Annotated in this window: 15 protein-coding genes, 1 tRNA gene, 1 pseudogene and 1 riboswitch; of the genes and pseudogenes, 15 read left to right on the plus strand and 2 right to left on the minus strand. The window is 48.6% G+C overall.

Annotated features, from left to right (window positions below; translation table 11 throughout):
• Positions 1-25: 25 nt before the first annotated feature.
• The 14 genes and pseudogenes from tkt to BO53_RS0110790 all read left to right on the plus strand — a co-directional run bounded on the left by tkt (position 26) and on the right by BO53_RS0110790 (position 12325).
• Entirely contained in the window at positions 26-2038 is a 2013-nt protein-coding gene (gene tkt / locus BO53_RS0110730; protein ID WP_031548060.1) for a transketolase, read from the plus strand.
• Between the two features lie 266 nt (positions 2039-2304).
• Positions 2305-2424: pseudogene (locus BO53_RS14220) on the plus strand (M24 family metallopeptidase); the annotation flags it as partial.
• A gap of 297 nt (positions 2425-2721) precedes the next feature.
• Positions 2722-3546, plus strand: coding sequence for a LolA family protein (locus BO53_RS0110735; protein WP_031548062.1), 825 nt, complete (start codon positions 2722-2724; stop codon positions 3544-3546).
• A gap of 175 nt (positions 3547-3721) precedes the next feature.
• A tRNA-Thr gene (locus BO53_RS0110740) sits at positions 3722-3792 on the plus strand.
• 143 nt (positions 3793-3935) lie between these two features.
• Positions 3936-4373 carry an RDD family protein gene (locus tag BO53_RS0110745; RefSeq protein WP_051683101.1) on the plus strand — a complete coding sequence of 146 codons (438 nt, stop codon included), beginning with the start codon at positions 3936-3938 and terminating at the stop codon, positions 4371-4373.
• A gap of 66 nt (positions 4374-4439) precedes the next feature.
• Complete coding sequence (locus tag BO53_RS0110750; protein ID WP_031548066.1) at positions 4440-4625, plus strand: hypothetical protein; 186 nt, start codon at positions 4440-4442, stop codon at positions 4623-4625.
• On the plus strand, positions 4615-5199 hold the full coding sequence (locus BO53_RS0110755; protein ID WP_031548068.1) for a hypothetical protein: 585 nt from the start codon (positions 4615-4617) through the stop codon (positions 5197-5199). Before BO53_RS0110750 ends, BO53_RS0110755 begins: the two co-directional genes overlap by 11 nt.
• Positions 5200-5360: 161 nt before the next feature.
• Positions 5361-7295 carry an aconitate hydratase gene (locus BO53_RS0110760; protein WP_031548070.1) on the plus strand — a complete coding sequence of 645 codons (1935 nt, stop codon included), beginning with the start codon at positions 5361-5363 and terminating at the stop codon, positions 7293-7295.
• A gap of 102 nt (positions 7296-7397) precedes the next feature.
• Positions 7398-8333: a nucleoside hydrolase gene (locus BO53_RS0110765; RefSeq protein WP_031548072.1), complete on the plus strand. Its 936-nt coding sequence runs from the start codon at positions 7398-7400 to the stop codon at positions 8331-8333.
• Between the two features lie 173 nt (positions 8334-8506).
• Positions 8507-8616, plus strand: a riboswitch (TPP riboswitch).
• Positions 8617-8779: 163 nt separating this feature from the next.
• Positions 8780-9262 carry a thiamine phosphate synthase gene (locus tag BO53_RS0110770; protein WP_425414487.1) on the plus strand — a complete coding sequence of 161 codons (483 nt, stop codon included), beginning with the start codon at positions 8780-8782 and terminating at the stop codon, positions 9260-9262.
• Positions 9255-10367 (plus strand): NAD(P)/FAD-dependent oxidoreductase, encoded by a 1113-nt coding sequence (locus BO53_RS0110775; RefSeq protein WP_031548076.1) that lies wholly within the window; start codon positions 9255-9257, stop codon positions 10365-10367. The genes BO53_RS0110770 and BO53_RS0110775 overlap by 8 nt, the downstream gene beginning before the upstream one ends.
• Entirely contained in the window at positions 10357-10557 is a 201-nt protein-coding gene (thiS, locus tag BO53_RS0110780; RefSeq protein ID WP_031548079.1) for a sulfur carrier protein ThiS, read from the plus strand. The genes BO53_RS0110775 and thiS overlap by 11 nt, the downstream gene beginning before the upstream one ends.
• Positions 10558-10559: 2 nt before the next feature.
• Positions 10560-11327: a thiazole synthase gene (locus BO53_RS0110785; protein WP_031548081.1), complete on the plus strand. Its 768-nt coding sequence runs from the start codon at positions 10560-10562 to the stop codon at positions 11325-11327.
• Positions 11327-12325, plus strand: coding sequence for a HesA/MoeB/ThiF family protein (locus BO53_RS0110790; RefSeq protein WP_031548083.1), 999 nt, complete (start codon positions 11327-11329; stop codon positions 12323-12325). Before BO53_RS0110785 ends, BO53_RS0110790 begins: the two co-directional genes overlap by 1 nt.
• A gap of 173 nt (positions 12326-12498) precedes the next feature.
• Here BO53_RS0110790 and BO53_RS0110795 read toward each other — a convergent pair whose 3' ends face one another.
• Positions 12499-13206 (minus strand): GntR family transcriptional regulator, encoded by a 708-nt coding sequence (locus BO53_RS0110795; RefSeq protein ID WP_031548085.1) that lies wholly within the window; start codon positions 13204-13206, stop codon positions 12499-12501.
• A gap of 176 nt (positions 13207-13382) precedes the next feature.
• Here BO53_RS0110795 and BO53_RS0110805 point away from each other — a divergent pair, with 176 nt between their 5' ends.
• Positions 13383-14822 (plus strand): 6-phospho-beta-glucosidase, encoded by a 1440-nt coding sequence (locus BO53_RS0110805; RefSeq protein ID WP_031548086.1) that lies wholly within the window; start codon positions 13383-13385, stop codon positions 14820-14822.
• An 86-nt stretch (positions 14823-14908) separates the two neighbouring features.
• Here the strand turns inward: BO53_RS0110805 and BO53_RS0110810 are convergent, their stop codons facing one another.
• Complete coding sequence (locus BO53_RS0110810; protein WP_051683103.1) at positions 14909-15949, minus strand: acyltransferase family protein; 1041 nt, start codon at positions 15947-15949, stop codon at positions 14909-14911.
• Between the last annotated feature and the right edge of the window lie 124 nt (positions 15950-16073).

A 16073-nucleotide genomic window follows, 5' to 3' on the forward strand; every position in this document is an offset into this window, starting at 1 on the left:
TTTTACTAAGAGGGGAAATACCGTAATGCCATTAACTCAAGTTTCTACAGAACAACTATCTATTAACTCTATTCGTACACTATCCATTGATGCTATTGAGAAGGCGAATTCCGGACATCCGGGATTGCCTATGGGTGCAGCTCCAATGGCTTACACACTGTGGACGAAATATATGGTGCACAACCCGAAACATTCCAGATGGTTCAACCGGGACCGTTTCGTCCTTTCTGCTGGTCATGGTTCAATGCTACTTTACAGTCTGCTTCATTTATCCGGTTATGATGTGACGATGGAAGATTTAAAGAACTTTCGCCAATGGAAATCACGTACCCCAGGCCATCCTGAAGTACATCATACAGACGGGGTAGAAACCACTACAGGTCCGTTGGGGCAGGGGCTGGCTACTGCTGTAGGAATGGCTATGGCAGAAGCACATCTTTCTTCGGTATTTAACAAGGAAAATTTTCCTATTGTTGACCATTATACTTTTGCACTTATCAGCGATGGCGATTTGATGGAAGGTATTTCTCATGAGACTGCTTCGCTTGCAGGTCATCTTGGGCTGGGCAAACTGATTGTGTTATACGATTCAAATGATATCTCTCTAGATGGAGAATTAAGCAAGTCATTTTCTGAAAATACACAAATGCGGTTTAATGCTTATGGATGGCAAGTGCTTAGAGTTGACGATGGTAATGATACCGAAGACATAGGCGAGGCTCTGAAAAAAGCAAAAGGCAACATTAATCAGCCTACATTAATTGAAGTTAAGACTACTATTGGTTTCGGTTCCCCAAACAAGTCGGGATCTTCTGAATCTCATGGTGCACCCCTCGGCGAAGAAGAAGCGAAATTGACCAAAGAATATTATGGTTGGACACATGAGTCTTTTGATGTGCCTAAGAGTGTATATAATGATTTCAATGAAAAAGTTATTAAAACAGGTATAGAGGCAGAAAGTAACTGGAACCATTTATTTGAAGAATATGAAGAAAAGTACCCGGAGGATGCCAGACAATTAACTTTAGCAATGAACGGTGAATTACCTCTAGATTGGGAAAGAACATTGCCGATATATGAAGAAGGTAGAGATGTACTCGCTACACGTGCTTCCTCAGGAGAAGTATTAAACGCGATTGCTGAGGCTGTGCCGAATTTCATTGGAGGTAGTGCTGATCTTGCTGGATCAAATAAGACTCTGATTAAAAATCAGAAAGACTTCTCAAGGGAAAGTTTCGAAGGTCGCAATATCTGGTTTGGCGTAAGAGAATTCGCTATGGCTGCTGCACTTAATGGTATGGCGCTTCATGGTGGTCTTAAAGTTTATGCTGGAACATTCTTCGTTTTCAGCGATTATCTTCGTCCGGCAGTGCGTTTATCTGCGATTATGCAATTGCCTGTCACTTATGTTTTTACACATGATTCGATTGCTGTGGGTGAAGATGGCCCTACTCATGAGCCAGTCGAGCACCTTGCATCTCTCCGTACAATACCTGGATTATCAGTGATTAGACCTGCAGATGCAAATGAAACACAAGCAGCATGGCGTCTTTCAATGAAATCTAAGGATAGGCCAACTGCATTGGTATTGACAAGGCAAGATCTTCCCACTCTCGAAGGCACACAAGAAAATGCATACAAAGGTGTGGAGAAGGGTGCATATGTGGTAAGTAAAGAAAACAAAGGCGAACTAGATGCAATTCTACTTGCTACTGGCTCTGAAGTTCAATTAGCTATCAAAGCGAAAAAAGCTTTATCTGAAAAGGATATAAATGTTCGTGTGGTTAGTATGCCATCTTGGGACAGATTTGAAGGACAAGACGAAGCATATAAGGATGAAATCATTCCTCCGAATGTGAAGAAGCGTCTCGGGATTGAAATGGCTTCTCGTTTCGGTTGGAGGGAGTACGTAGGAGATGAGGGCGAAGTCCTGGGAATAGACAAGTTTGGAGCTTCGGCAAAAGGTGAGAAAATCATGGAAGAGTATGGGTTTACCGTAGAGAATATAGTGGAGATTGTAGAAGATATGCTAGTTTAATATTTTGTGGAATCATTTTTGAAGTGAATCGAATCTTTTATTTAGGAAAGAGTCGTAATCTGATTTTCTCGAATATATATGCTAATTCTTGAAGTTATAAATACAGAAACTTACATCTGGTTATCCTTGCTTTATTTGTGATTTGCAATCTTCACTTTCAAATCACCTGCATAATAAGGCCCTCAGCTAGCCGAGAGTCAAAGAAGTTGAGGTCACTTCCTACAATGTAGAGTATAGCAGATTCACCTTGTAGGAAGTAATAGTTTGGCATCTACGTTCCGGGCGTCGGTGGATTCAGGCATTCCGATACCGTCGTATTGACAGAGGACGGTGCCGAGATCATCACGGAGTACCCGCGGGATCTCGATAGTATGATCCTTAAGTAATATTAATAGGACATTTTAAAAAGCACCTTTGAGCTGACTGTTAAGGCTCAAGGGTGCTTCTTTGTGCAGTCGTCAATTATCGAAATAGCTGTCGGGCAGTTTCAGCTGATATGCCTCTGCCAGTGTACGATGACAGGTGCACTTCGTATGTTACGGAATACGCCCCTGTTTTTAATTTATAATGTGCTCCTGGGCCCTTGCACGGGTATAGGACGAGTAAGCATGGTTTTATCGTTTTCAGCAGGCATGGACATCAAGGTTCGAACCCTGCAATAGATGGAATGGGGAGAGGATGATATGACAGCAAGATGGCAGATGATGCTCATAGTGCTTCTATACCTTTCAGGATGTGGTATGGAGGAGGCAGAAGAAGCCGACTCCGAATCTGAAGAGGCAACAGAAGAGGTGACGGCTGAAGTGGAGGAGGCACCTGCGGAAGATTCGAAGACGCAAGAAGCACCTGTCGCCACGGAACCGATAACGCCCGAATCGATCATCGATGCGGTGGAGGCGCGTTCAGAGGCGCATGTCAACTACTTCCTCCACACCCGGGTATCAATGGAATACCAGGATGAGACCCAGGTGACGGAGACGAAGGAATGGTTTCATAGGGAAGGTGACAAGGATTTCGTCCGCCGGGAAGTGCAGACCGGAGATATGCCGGTACAATACTACGTGAGTGACGGCGAGGAATCATGGCAATACCAGGAAGGTGATTCGGTTGCATACGTAAGTGATGTGATGCGGGGCGGCGATATGATGGCGCGTCCGTCGGGCCTCATCGGCAACCGGCTCCGCAGCTACCAGGAGACCCATGAGACGGCGCTCGGTGAGCAGGTGGAGATTGCCGGGCATGACGGCCACCACATCACCTTTACGCCGAAAGAAGGCGGCACAGCTGCGCCTGCCCTGACGGAAATGGATGTATATGTGAACATCGAAAATGGTCTGATCCTGAAGGAGGTCATGATGCTCGATGGCCAGCAGATGGTCTATGAACTGGTAGATTTCAACGGGGAGGTCGAGCATTCAGCGGACCGCTATGAATTCGATGTACCGGATGATGTGGAGATCATAGACATGTCGGTCCCCGAGAATGACGAGGATCTCGACAGTCTGTAGAAATGGTTGTTCGGACTATGCGCAGTCCGGGCATATTTTATTTGAAGTCTTTTGACCCCATCGAGTAGATGGGGAGGGTAAAAAGATAATAAAAATATCGAGGAGTATATGGTATATCGTGTTCATGTTATGCTATAATCGGATTTGGATATTTCATCCGATACATATTGGGCATGCCGACATAGTTTAATGGTAGAACACAGCCATGGTAAGGCTGCAATGCGAGTTCGATTCTCGCTGTCGGCTTAGGTAGTCACATGATGGCCATCATTTCAATCGTTTGATACAACGGTTGGGAAGATGGTCTTTTTTCATGACTGTATGTATATCCATGCAGTATATGTCAGTGCTACAATGAATGAAGGATAAATAGTATGGAGGTTCAAAAAATGTCAAACGTAGCAGGTTTCTGGATAAGACTTGGGGCACGGCTGATAGATGGTCTGCTGATCGGAATGGTGGTCGGGACACTCGTATTCCTGCTCCAGCTGGATACGGCCAGCCAGGCTGTCCAGACGGGTGAAAGCGTGCTCGCAGCGCTTTATTTTGTACTGATGCCGGTGTTCCTTTACGGTTACACAATTGCCAAGCGTGTACTCAATATCAGGATTGTAAGGAAAGACGGTTCCAATGTGGGCTTGGGGACGATGGTTATACGTGAAGTCATCGGCGGATTCATCTATGGCATCACATTCGGCATTGCACTCATCGTCTCGGCATTCATGGTGGGACTAAGAAAAGACAAGCGCAGTCTCCACGATCTTCTTGCCGGCACATATGTCACACATGATAAACCGGCACACTGGGAACAGGAAAGCAAAGTGTAGATTCCCATCATATATTGGAAGGATGTATAATAGAAGTGAAGTTACATCCACAAATGGGGTGGTCTGATGAAGACAATCAAATTATCTGATATGCGCAAGACGAATGCAGAGAGACGGGAAAAGGCAATCCGGGCAGTTAGACGCATCAATCCGGAATTCGTTCCCGGCATGCGCAGTCATGATCGAGCACGCATAAACAGTGATAAGCAGAAGATTCTTGAAGAAATGCAGGAGCGGGAAAATGACTTATAGCCTAGATGATGCCAAGGCTGATTTGGACGCAATTTCCCCTGAAGCCGACCTATTCGACAGGATGATGTGCGTATCCGGCATCGTCACAAAAATGATGGCCCAGCATGTCAAGGAGAGTGATATGCCCATCATCGTCGGCGGCTTTTCTTTGGAGATTTATACAGAAAGCGAATATACGACGCATGATATCGATTTCGTCACTTCAGCTTCCCACTTGATGAAGGAAAAGTTGAGGGATATCGGTTTTGAAGACAACGCACGTATATTTCAGCATCAAAGGTTGAATGTTGCGATCGATATCGTCGACGACACATTGGAGCCTCCACATTATGAGGGGGTCATCAGATTGGAGTTCGGGGATGATAACTACGTGCTCGTGCAGTCCATTGAAGGAATTCTGTATGACAGGGTGCTGGACTATGACCGTAGGGACAACAGGGAATATGGCATCTACCTTATTGCCGCAAGATATGATGACATCGATTTTGAATATTTGAAGGACAGATTAAAGGTTGCTGATCCCGAGGCTCTTGCCGCCCTTGAAGAATGGGTGGAGGTTGCACGGGGAGAGTAGCTGATATGGCCGGTACGGAAATCCGTATCGGCTTTTCATTTGGAAAACCTAAAAAATTAAAATGTACTGAATATTCAGTTTATAAACGCCCATTTAGTGTAATAGTAACTATAGAGACGTTTTTTAGCAGAACGGTAAAACACTATAAGGGGGACGAGAACATGCCATTGAATGTGGCCCAGAAACTGATTCAGGACCACCTCGTTTCAGGGGAAATGATACCCGGGGAAGAAATCGGTCTGAAGATCGATCAGACGTTGACGCAGGACGCGACAGGCACGATGGTGATGCTTGAACTGGAAGCGATGGGGATAGACAAGGTGAAGACGGAAGTGTCCGCACAGTATGTCGACCACAACCTGATACAGGATGATCACCGGAACCCCGATGATCACCTTTTCCTCAGGAGTGCGGCACAGAAATTCGGTGTACACTACAGCATGCCGGGCAACGGGGTCAGCCACCCCGTGCATATGCAGGAGCTGTCGATACCCGGCAAGACGCTGCTCGGCTCGGACAGCCATACATGTGCGAACGGGTGTATGGGAATGCTTGCGATGGGTGCGGGCGGCATCGACGTGACGATGGCCATGGCTGGGGAGCCGTATTATATCCATATGCCCCGCGTCATGGGTGTAAAGCTCACCGGGAAGATGCCCGACTGGGTGAGTGCGAAAGATGTGATCCTCGAGATGCTGCGCCGCCATACTGTGAAGGGGGGCGTCGGCAGAATCATCGAGTATTACGGTCCTGGCCTGGATGACCTCTCTGCGATGGACCGGCACGTTATCGCCAACATGGGGGCTGAACTGGGTGCCACGACATCCGTGTTTCCTTCAGATGAGGAAGTGAAGCGCTTCATGGAGACGCAGGGACGTGCAGATGAGTGGGTTGAACTGAAGGCGGACGAGGGAGCGGAATATGACGACCATGACGAAATCAATCTGTCTGAACTGGTGCCGCTGATTGCGAAGCCGACGAGCCCGGATAATGTCGTGCCGGTCGAGGAGATTGCAGGGGAGGAGATCTACCAGTCATACATCGGATCTTCCGCAAACCCGGGTTATCGGGACTTTGCGGTCGCAGCAGAAATCGTCAAAGGCAAACAGATCGCCAACGGCATCTCATTCGACATCAACCCGACATCACGCCTGCTGCTCCAGCAGCTGGTGGAGAATAAACATATCGCCAGCCTGCTTTCCTCGGGTGCACGGCTGCACCAGGCAGGCTGCAACGGCTGCATCGGCATGGGACAGGCACCGGCAACCGACCAGAACAGTCTCAGGACCACACCGCGGAACTTCCCGGGACGCTCCGGGACAAAAGAGGACAAGGTCTTCCTGTGCAGTCCAGAAATTGCTGCCGCCTCGGCACTGACGGGTGTCATCACTGATCCGCGGACACTGGATATGGATTATCCGGAAATACCGGAAGCTGCGGCCATCAAGACGAATGAAATGCTCGAAGCCCCACCGGAAGACACCAGCAGCGTCGAAATCGTGAAAGGGCCGAACGTCTCGGCCATTCCGGATTTCGATCCAATCGAGGATAACTTCGATATGCCGGTACTGCTCAAGATGGCGGACAACATCTCGACGGATGAAATACTCGCCGGCGGCTCACGGGTCCTGCCGTTCCGCAGTAACATTCCGAAGATCAGTACTTTCGTTTTTGAAGGCATCGATGAAAACTATACGGAACGGGCGGAAGGGAAGCGTGATGCAGGCGGTCACATGGTTGTGGCCGGCAACAACTACGGCCAAGGTTCCAGCCGTGAACACGCAGCCCTGGCCCCACGCTATCTCGGCCTGAAGGTTGTGCTGGTCAAGGACTTCGCCAGGATCCACCTGCAGAACCTGATCAACTTCGGCATTCTGCCGCTGACATTTGAAAATCCGGCAGATCATGAGAAGATCGACGAGGGAGATGTCATCGAGTTCAGGAATGTCCATCAGGCCATCCAGGAAGGCAACACATTCACCATCCGGCTGAAGGATTCCGGAGAGGAAATCACCGTCAGACACAGCATGACGAAGCGCCACCTCGAGCTTATGCTCGCCGGCGGCATCATCAACTGGGCGAAACAGAGGCAGTAAAGACGGACAGAGGCAATAATTGAAAGGCTCTTCTATGGAGCCTTTTTATTTTGGGTCTATACTTCTGATATAATCCATATATATGAAAGTGGGGGATACATAATGAAGAAAGTGATAATGGATGTCGACACGGGCGTCGATGATGCATTGGCCATCCTGTATGGCCTGGAAAGCGGACAGCTAGATATGCTGGGCATTACGACGGTGAACGGCAATGTACCGCTCGAGATGGTGAACGCAAATACACTGAAGGTACTGTCTCTGGCCGGCAGGGAAGATGTGCCTGTTCACCCAGGTGCGGATCGACCACTGTTGAGGGCGTCGGAGCATGTCCACCATATCCATGGAGACGACGGCATCGGCAATGCACTGGACGATTTCGTATATAGTAATCGATGTGAGGAACAGTTCGCAGCGGACTTCATCATTGAACAGGCGAAAAATCATCCGGGAGAAATCACGCTCATCGCCGTCGGCCCATTGACCAACCTGGCACTGGCATTCAGGAAGGAACCGAACCTCTCTGAATGGCTCGATGAAGTGGTCATCATGGGCGGACTGGTGTCTGAGATGGGCAGAGGGAACAAGCTGCCGAACTCCGAGTTCAACATCTTCACGGATGCGGAGGCGGCGCGCATCGTCTTCCACAGCGGCACGGAGACCACGCTTGTGAGTCTGGATGTGACGAAGCAGACACTGCTTTCAAACTCAGACATCGATACGCTTGAAGGCGGGAAGTACCACGACTTCGTTAGACAGTCGACGGAAGTCTACCGTGCCTTCAGCAAGGAGCGGTTCAACCTCGACGGCTGTGCACTGCATGACCCGCTGACGGTCGGATATGTCCTGAACCGTGACTTCCTGAGGACGGAGAAGCATTATGTCGATGTGGAGACGATCAGTTCACTCGGCTATGGCCAGACCATCTGCGACTTCAGCAATCTGTGGGACAGGCCACCTAACGTCAATATATGCACCGATGTGGACGGAGAAGGGTTCGTCTCGCATTTTCTGGAGACGCTTGGCAAGGAAGGATGATCTGCCTGGTAGAAGTGTTTCAAAATTACAATCTCATACAGCATCCTATCTCCCACTGTACGACTGGTTTATCGGATCATGATTGTATTTTGTAGCAATATAATTTAGAATGGTAAATATAAGGCAATGATTCAAATTCACTTGCCCGAAAGATCCATCAATTGAATAGAAAACGAAATCACTGGAAGTGCCTTTGTTAAAGGCTGAGATCAAAGTAGCAACTTTGGGATTCCTTGAACCTGATCCAGTTCATACTGGCGTAGGAAAGTGACGTTATTTAAAGAAACCTGATGCGTTATTTTTCTACAAGAAAAATAACGCTTTTTTATTTGGGGTGTAAAAATATCTTTATCGCAATTACACATTACAAAGAGCTGAATGTTGAAGATCTGGAGCACTTCATAGACATAGAACCTGTCATAGACCGCCTGCTCCTGAGGACGCCCATGGATTCTGTCGAGCTGGAGCTATTCCTCAATATCCTGATGAATAAGGGGTTTCCAAAGGACAAGCTGATCATCCATAGTGATGTACGGCTGCTGGAATCCCTTCGTCTGAATGCCATCCATTTCAAGGAAAATAATCCGATGGCATATGCCTATAAAGCCAGACATCCGGAGACTACTGTAAGCATGTCGACCCATTCCATGAAAAGCATCAGTGAGGCCAGGGAGAATGGTCTGGATCATGTCTTCTTTGGCCATGTTTTTGAAAGCGCTTCTAAAAAAGGGGTGCCACCAAGATCCTTGGATGAAATGGAGCGGGCTGCAGAAATGAACATTCCGGTCATGGCCATCGGCGGAATCAATCAGCATACGATAGGCGAGCTGCCCGATGGGTTCAGCGGCATATGTGCCATTTCATTATTCATGGATCACAATCTCGAAGAAATCAGAGCAGTGAGAAGGGCGTGGTATGAGAATGTATGATGTTGCAGTTGTAGGATCTGGTGTCATCGGCATGTCCATAGCGAAAGCACTTGATGGATATGGCCTGAAAATAGCGGTAGTAGACCGTGATGAGCCAGGCAAGCATGCTTCATATAAAGCCGGTGGCATGCTCGGTGCACAGAACGAATTCAATGAAGACGGGGCGCTTTTCAGATTGGCCCTTGCATCGAGAAACAGATTTGAGGCTCTGAGCAGGGCTTTCCTGGAAGAACATGATCTGGATATCGAATTCAGACAGGGGGGACTGATCAAGATGGCGGCAGATGACGACGGGATTCCTGATCTCGAATCCCAGTATCAATTTTTGAACAGCCATGATTCGCGGGTCCAGAAACTGACCGGACCGGCACTCGATAGTTTGACACAGGGATCGATCGTATACCGCAATCTGTCCATCCATATTCCAGGCGATGGACAGGTTAATGCATGGAAATATACCAGGGCGCTGCTTGCCTCAGTCGTCACAAAAGGAATCAAGCGCTTCTCCAGGACCGAAGTCCATCAGATATCGAAAAGATTCGGTTCCTACACGCTGATGACTTCAGCCGGTGATATCCATGCGGATAAAGTGATAGTCGCCGGAGGCGCATGGAGTGGGAAGCTGTTGGAAGGTTATGGTATATCCTCCATGATTTCAGGTGTGAAAGGGGAGGTACTGCTTGTTGAACATGAGGGACTGAACCTCGACCAGACAGTATTCATGACCAATGGATGCTACATCGTCCCCAAAAATAAAGACCGATTTCTGATCGGAGCGACAAGCTACTTCGATGATTTTTCAGTGGGCGTATCAGATGTCGGGACAGAATGGCTGAAAACGCAGGCCACAGCGACCATACCGGCCCTTGCTGAAAGCCGCCTGTTGAAAAAATGGTCTGGTGTACGTCCATATACGGTTCGCGAGCAGCCGATCATGGACGAACTGGACAATGGACTCTTTGTCATCACCGGACACTATCGAAATGGTATTCTGCTGTCACCACTCATTGGAGACCTCGTTGCGGATTGGATCGTCAAAAATCAGAGGCCCGAACTGCTGAGGCCATTTCAAGTCACCAGAGGAGGTGTGGGTAATGGAATGTAGAATCAATGGAGATTCATTTGCGTTCGAGTATGAAATGAGTATCCATGAAGTTTTGGAATCGCTTGAACTGGATCATGACCGAATCATTGTCGAGCACAATAATGTGCTCATAAAAAAGAAGGATTTCAAGGAGTACATCGTAAAAGAAGCAGATAGGCTGGAACTATTAGAATTTGTAGGAGGCGGTTGATTTTGTTTAAGATAGGACCTTTTGAATTGGAATCAAGATTACTATTGGGCACTGGCAAGTTTGAAAATGAGGAGATACAATCCGGTGCGATAGCCGAATCAGGAACGGAAGTACTTACTTTTGCCGTCAGACGCATGAATCTGTATGACAAGAACCTTCCGAACCCTCTGGCGAACGTGGATTTGAATGATTTCATCACTTTTCCCAATACAGCTGGGGCAAAAACGGCTGAAGAAGCTGTAAGAATTGCCGAAATCGCAAGCCATGCCGGTGTATGTGACATGATCAAAGTCGAAGTGATTGGAGATGACAAGACCCTGCTCCCCGACCCTCTCGGCACGTACGAAGCATGCAGGGTACTACTGAAAAAAGGCTATGTCGTGTGTCCCTATACTTCAGATGATGTAGTGCTGGCCAGAAAGCTGGAGGAGCTCGGTGTCCATGCCATCATGCCCCTCGCTTCCCCTATAGGGACTGGCCGCGGTATCAGCAATCCCCTCAATATGAGATATATTGTTGAACAGGCAAATGTTCCTGTCATCGTGGATGCGGGAATCGGCTCGCCGAAAGATGCATGCCACGCGATGGAACTCGGCGCAGATGCAGTACTGCTGAATACAGCGATTTCTGCTGCGAAAGATCCGGTGAAGATGGCACGTGCGATGAAATTGGGGATAGAAGCCGGAAGGCTGAGTTATGAAGCTGGCAGGATTCCAGTGAAGTATACTGCACAAGCATCCAGTCCCGCCGACGGGCTTGGATTTCTATGATGGAACGCTACAATAGACAGGCAAGGTTCGCCCCCTTCGGGGCAGAGGGCCAGCATCAGCTGATGAAAACACGGATAATGATTATGGGAGGTGGCGCATTAGGCAGCCATCTGGCAGAACAGCTTGCCCGTATGGGAGTGGGTCATCTGACGGTCATCGACATGGATGTCGTGGAGCTGTCCAATTTGCATAGACAGGCGCTCTATGATGAACATGATGCCGAATCCATGTCTCCGAAGGTCGAAGTACTGAAAAAGAAGATTGGCCGGATCAACCGGCATGTCGGATTTGATGCTCTGCATGTCGAAATGACCCCGCGTAACATTGAGGAAATATTGGATATGTATCAGCCGGATATCGTATTGGATGGCATGGACAACTTTGAGATGCGATTTCTGATCAACGAAGCATGTCATAAGCTGGGCATCCCGTGGGTTTATGGTGCAGCGGTAGGAAGCAAGGGTACAGTATATGCCATGGACTACACTGGGCCTTGTTTGAAATGCATGCTCGATATCATTCCCGATACAGGGGAAAGCTGTGCAATCAACGGGGTGCTTCCACCTGCCATACATCAGGTCATAAGCTATGAAATCGGCGAAGTGATCCGGCATGTCTCAGGGGAAGGGTTCTCTAAAAAACTCATATCTTTCGATATTTTTACAATGAAGAACCAGACTATGGACATCGATGGCTTGAAAGATGGGAGCTGTCCAGTCTGCGACAGAAGTGAATATGAATTGCTGAATAAAAAGGAAAGCGGTCCTATTGAGGCATTGTGTGGAGGAACATACATGTTCAGGTTGAAAAGGGCGGCATTCGACAGTGCAGAACATCTGCCTGGCAACATCAAGAAGGAAACTCCCTTTGTAAAGCTTATCAGTTATAAAGGTATAGAAATGACCGTATTTCAGGATGGTCGGATGAACGTGTATGGCATCCCATCAGATGACTTGGCCTACGATTTTTATAGGACACTTTTAAAGTCTATCAGATGACCATTCCTGTCAGGAGCATTCGATATTGGGGAATTCATGAGGGTGGACGACCTTCATGATATGTTTAAAAAATTCCATTTAAAAAAGGATGCACCTCCTTTTTAAATTGTCTATAAAAAAAGCGACCCTCCTCAGCTTCCATTCACATGGGATGCCGGGGAGGGTGTTCTGTCTTATGAAAGACTGTTGATCTGCAGATAAAACTGGGCTTCCTGATAATTGTATACAAGCTTTGAATAATCGAACGCTTCACCATTTGGAAGGTGATAGACCGACTCGTAGTACAGGGCGGGGTCTCCGGTTTTCAAGGCCAGCAGTTCCGCCTCATCTTCATCAAGCTTGCGTATATGGAAGAAGTTATCCGAGAATCCGATCTTCAATCTCAATCCTTCCCTCAGGTAGGTGAATATGGACTCGGAGACGATCTGTTCATTCAGGAAGGGGACGACGGATTTCTTATAGTATGATTCCTCAATGCACAGCGGGCGGCCATGGATGAAGCGGAGCCGTTTCACTTGATAGACCGGCTCTTCTGCTGAAATCGACAGGTTGGCCATGACTTCTTCTGAAGGTGCCACGACTTCCAGTCCGAGGACCTCCGATGTGAGCTGGAAGTCATCCAGCCCGGATCTGAACCCCTGATTCTCATCGAGGTTGATGTAGCCTTTCCTCCTGTGCCGCCTCACGAAGATGCCGCTTCCCCGCACCTGGTAGATGATCCCCTTCATCTCGAGCAGCTCAAGTGCCTTTGTGATGGTACTCTTGCTGACTTCATATTTCTTCCTGAGGTCTTCAAGGACAGGAAGCTTGTCCCCCTGCCGCAATGCATTGTCGATGATGTAGTGTTCCATATCCTCAGCTATCTTCTGGTATTTCAGCATCTTTTCATCCTCCTGGAGCGTGCCTTCATCCGGCGTATATTCATCCTGTATTATATCATCCCCGAGCCGCATTTTCCTGATGGAATTAAATTATATACTACTTGATAAATTGTACCGGTACAATTATAATGAACTCAAACAAATAAAGGATGCAGACAATGAATAGGAGGATTTTCATGAATAGATTTCCTGAAGGGTTCAAATGGGGTGGGGCATTTGCCGCCCATCAGTTCGAGGGCGGCTGGGACCAGGACGGCAAGGGCCCGAGCGTCGTGGATGTCATGACGGCAGGTGCCCACGGGGTGCCGAGGCAGATTACGGAGACGATCGAGCCGGATCGGTTCTATCCCAATCATGAAGCGGTCGATTTCTACAACAATTACAGGAGTGATGTGAAGCTGTTCGCGGAAATGGGGCTGCAGTGCCTGCGGACATCGATCGCCTGGTCGCGCATTTTCCCGAAAGGGGACGAAGCGGAGCCGAATGAGTCAGGTCTCGCATTCTACGACGCCCTCTTCGATGAATTGCTCAAATACGGCATAGAACCGGTCATCACACTTTCCCACTTCGAAATGCCGCTGCACCTTGCGAGGGAGTACGGCGGCTTCAAAAATAGGAAGGTGGTCGATTTCTTCGTCAAGTTCGCCGAGACCGTCTTCGAAAGGTACAAGGATAAGGTGAAGTACTGGATGACGTTCAATGAAATCAACAACAAGATGGACTACAGCAACCCCATTTTCCTCTGGACGAATTCCGGTGTTACTGTAGAAGAAGGTGAAAATCCGAAGGCGGTCATGTATACGGCGGGCCACCATGAGTTGCTCGCCAGTGCACTCGCTGTGGCAAAGGGCAGAGAGATCAATCCGGCGTTCCAGATCGGGGCCATGGTCTCCCATATCCCAATCTATCCATACTCTGCCAGACCCGATGATGTGATGCTTGCCGAGGAATACATGAGGCAGCGCTTCTTCTTCCCGGATGTGCATGTGCGGGGGAAATATCCGAGATATGCCCTAAAGGAATTCGAACGGGAGGGACTGGACATCCCGATTCTGGAAGGGGATGAAGAGATCCTCAAAAAAGGCACCGTCGACTATCTGGGATTCAGCTACTATATGTCGGCCACGGTGGACAGCCAAGCCACGACTGAACATAAAGGCGCTATCGTGAGTGGCGGTCTGGCGCAGGAGGTCGATAATCCCTACATCGGCGCCAGTGACTGGGGCTGGACAATCGATCCCGTCGGTCTGCGCTATGTATTGAACCGTCTCTATGACCGGTATCAGATTCCATTGTTCATCGTAGAGAACGGATTCGGTGCCATCGACCATGTTCAGGATGACGGGACGATCCAGGATGATGCACGAATCGAATATTTGAGCGCCCATATCAGGGAAATGAAAAAAGCGGTCAATTATGACGGTGTGGATCTGATCGGGTACACGCCGTGGGGCATCATGGACATCGTTTCATTCACTACGGGAGAGATGAAGAAGCGGTACGGCATGATCCATGTCGACCGGGACAATGAAGGCAATGGTACGATGAAGCGGAGCAGGAAGACATCATTCGACTGGTACAGGAAAGTCATCGCTTCGAATGGTGCGGAAGTGTAGGCTTGGGTGATGAAAAATCAAATATGACCAGAAAGAGATGCCATGGGTGTTTAGCCCATGGCATCTCTTTTTAGTGGATAACATGATTACCGCTTCAGCATGGCATCTTCCGGATAGGCATCGCGCTTTTCCTTGTACAGCTTGTAAAGTGCGTTCTGGCCCGGCTGCTCCACGAAGCGGTAGATGCCGTATGCCATCAGCATGCTGATGCCGATCGGCACAAGCATGTAGATTTCATGGATCAGACCGAATGATTCCATCCGGTTGATCATGACATATCCGATATTCTGATGGACCAGATAGACCGGATAGGAGATGGTGCCGAAGAAGACGAGCACCTTTGCACTCAGGAACTTCAGATGCCCGGCGAGAATCAGGTGGAACACCCCGATGAAGAGGAGGGTGAAGGCCGCATTCTCAATGCTCATGAAGATGATGTCGTAGACCAGTGCCATCGCAATCACCGCATGATAACGGAGACGGTGGCCATGCTGCCATATGGCATAGAACATCATGCCGATGATGAACATGTGGCTGAAGCTAGCGATGGAGTATTCGCGGATGATCGCTGTCAGTTCCGTGTCCATCGTACGGTGGAGGACCTGTATCAGTACGGAAGCCGCGAACCAGCTGAGCACAACACTCATGATGTGCTTCGCCTTGCCGAACATCAGGAGGATGCCCATCAGTACGTAGAATGTGAGTTCAACACGGAGTGTCCAGTAGACGCCATCCACCCGTCCGATGCCGGTGAAGAAGTCCTGCAGCATGGTCATGTTGATCAGCGCCTCTTTGAAGCCGACCTTGAGGTCATCCATCGCGGAAGCCGAAACGACCACGAATGTCAGGGCGACGGCGAACATGTACGCCGGATACAGGCGGATGGACCGCTTGATGGCGAAATCGGACGCGGATCTCACCTTCATAACTGACATGTAGATGACGAAGCCGCTGATGATGAAGAACAGCTGTACACCGTATTCCCCAAACCAAAAGAAGTCGATATACCCATCCTTCAAATGGCCAAACCTATCGTCATAGTAGGTGGTGTAGTGGAAGAGGATGACCGCGATTGCCGCGAGTCCCCTCAGTGCATCAATTTCTGTGAAGCGTTTTTTCTGTGACATGGTTATGCTCTCCCATCAATCTCCAAGTGATGCATGGATTTTTTCAGGTTTTTATTGTCACCCAATATATACCCCGAACCCGGCAGAATTCAATTGGAAAGGGTGTTAAGTATCCATTACAAAC

The organism is Salinicoccus luteus DSM 17002, assembly GCF_000712035.1.
GTDB lineage: Bacteria > Bacillota > Bacilli > Staphylococcales > Salinicoccaceae > Salinicoccus > Salinicoccus luteus.

Bases quoted from the DNA above. Each gene is read 5' to 3' on its own strand.
- BO53_RS0110795 (WP_031548085.1), bottom strand. From the start codon at position 13,206: ATGCTGAAATACCAGAAGATAGCTGAGGATATGGAACACTACATCATC.
- BO53_RS0110745 (WP_051683101.1), top strand. From the start codon at position 3,936: ATGTCAAACGTAGCAGGTTTCTGGATAAGACTTGGGGCACGGCTGATA.
- tkt (WP_031548060.1), top strand. From the start codon at position 26: ATGCCATTAACTCAAGTTTCTACAGAACAACTATCTATTAACTCTATT.
- BO53_RS0110760 (WP_031548070.1), top strand. From the start codon at position 5,361: ATGCCATTGAATGTGGCCCAGAAACTGATTCAGGACCACCTCGTTTCA.
- BO53_RS0110750 (WP_031548066.1), top strand. From the start codon at position 4,440: ATGAAGACAATCAAATTATCTGATATGCGCAAGACGAATGCAGAGAGA.
- BO53_RS0110805 (WP_031548086.1), top strand. From the start codon at position 13,383: ATGAATAGATTTCCTGAAGGGTTCAAATGGGGTGGGGCATTTGCCGCC.
- BO53_RS0110755 (WP_031548068.1), top strand. From the start codon at position 4,615: ATGACTTATAGCCTAGATGATGCCAAGGCTGATTTGGACGCAATTTCC.
- BO53_RS0110735 (WP_031548062.1), top strand. From the start codon at position 2,722: ATGACAGCAAGATGGCAGATGATGCTCATAGTGCTTCTATACCTTTCA.
- thiS (WP_031548079.1), top strand. From the start codon at position 10,357: ATGGAATGTAGAATCAATGGAGATTCATTTGCGTTCGAGTATGAAATG.
- BO53_RS0110810 (WP_051683103.1), bottom strand. From the start codon at position 15,949: ATGTCACAGAAAAAACGCTTCACAGAAATTGATGCACTGAGGGGACTC.
- BO53_RS0110790 (WP_031548083.1), top strand. From the start codon at position 11,327: ATGGAACGCTACAATAGACAGGCAAGGTTCGCCCCCTTCGGGGCAGAG.
- BO53_RS0110770 (WP_425414487.1), top strand. From the start codon at position 8,780: ATGGATTCTGTCGAGCTGGAGCTATTCCTCAATATCCTGATGAATAAG.
- BO53_RS0110765 (WP_031548072.1), top strand. From the start codon at position 7,398: ATGAAGAAAGTGATAATGGATGTCGACACGGGCGTCGATGATGCATTG.
- BO53_RS0110775 (WP_031548076.1), top strand. From the start codon at position 9,255: ATGTATGATGTTGCAGTTGTAGGATCTGGTGTCATCGGCATGTCCATA.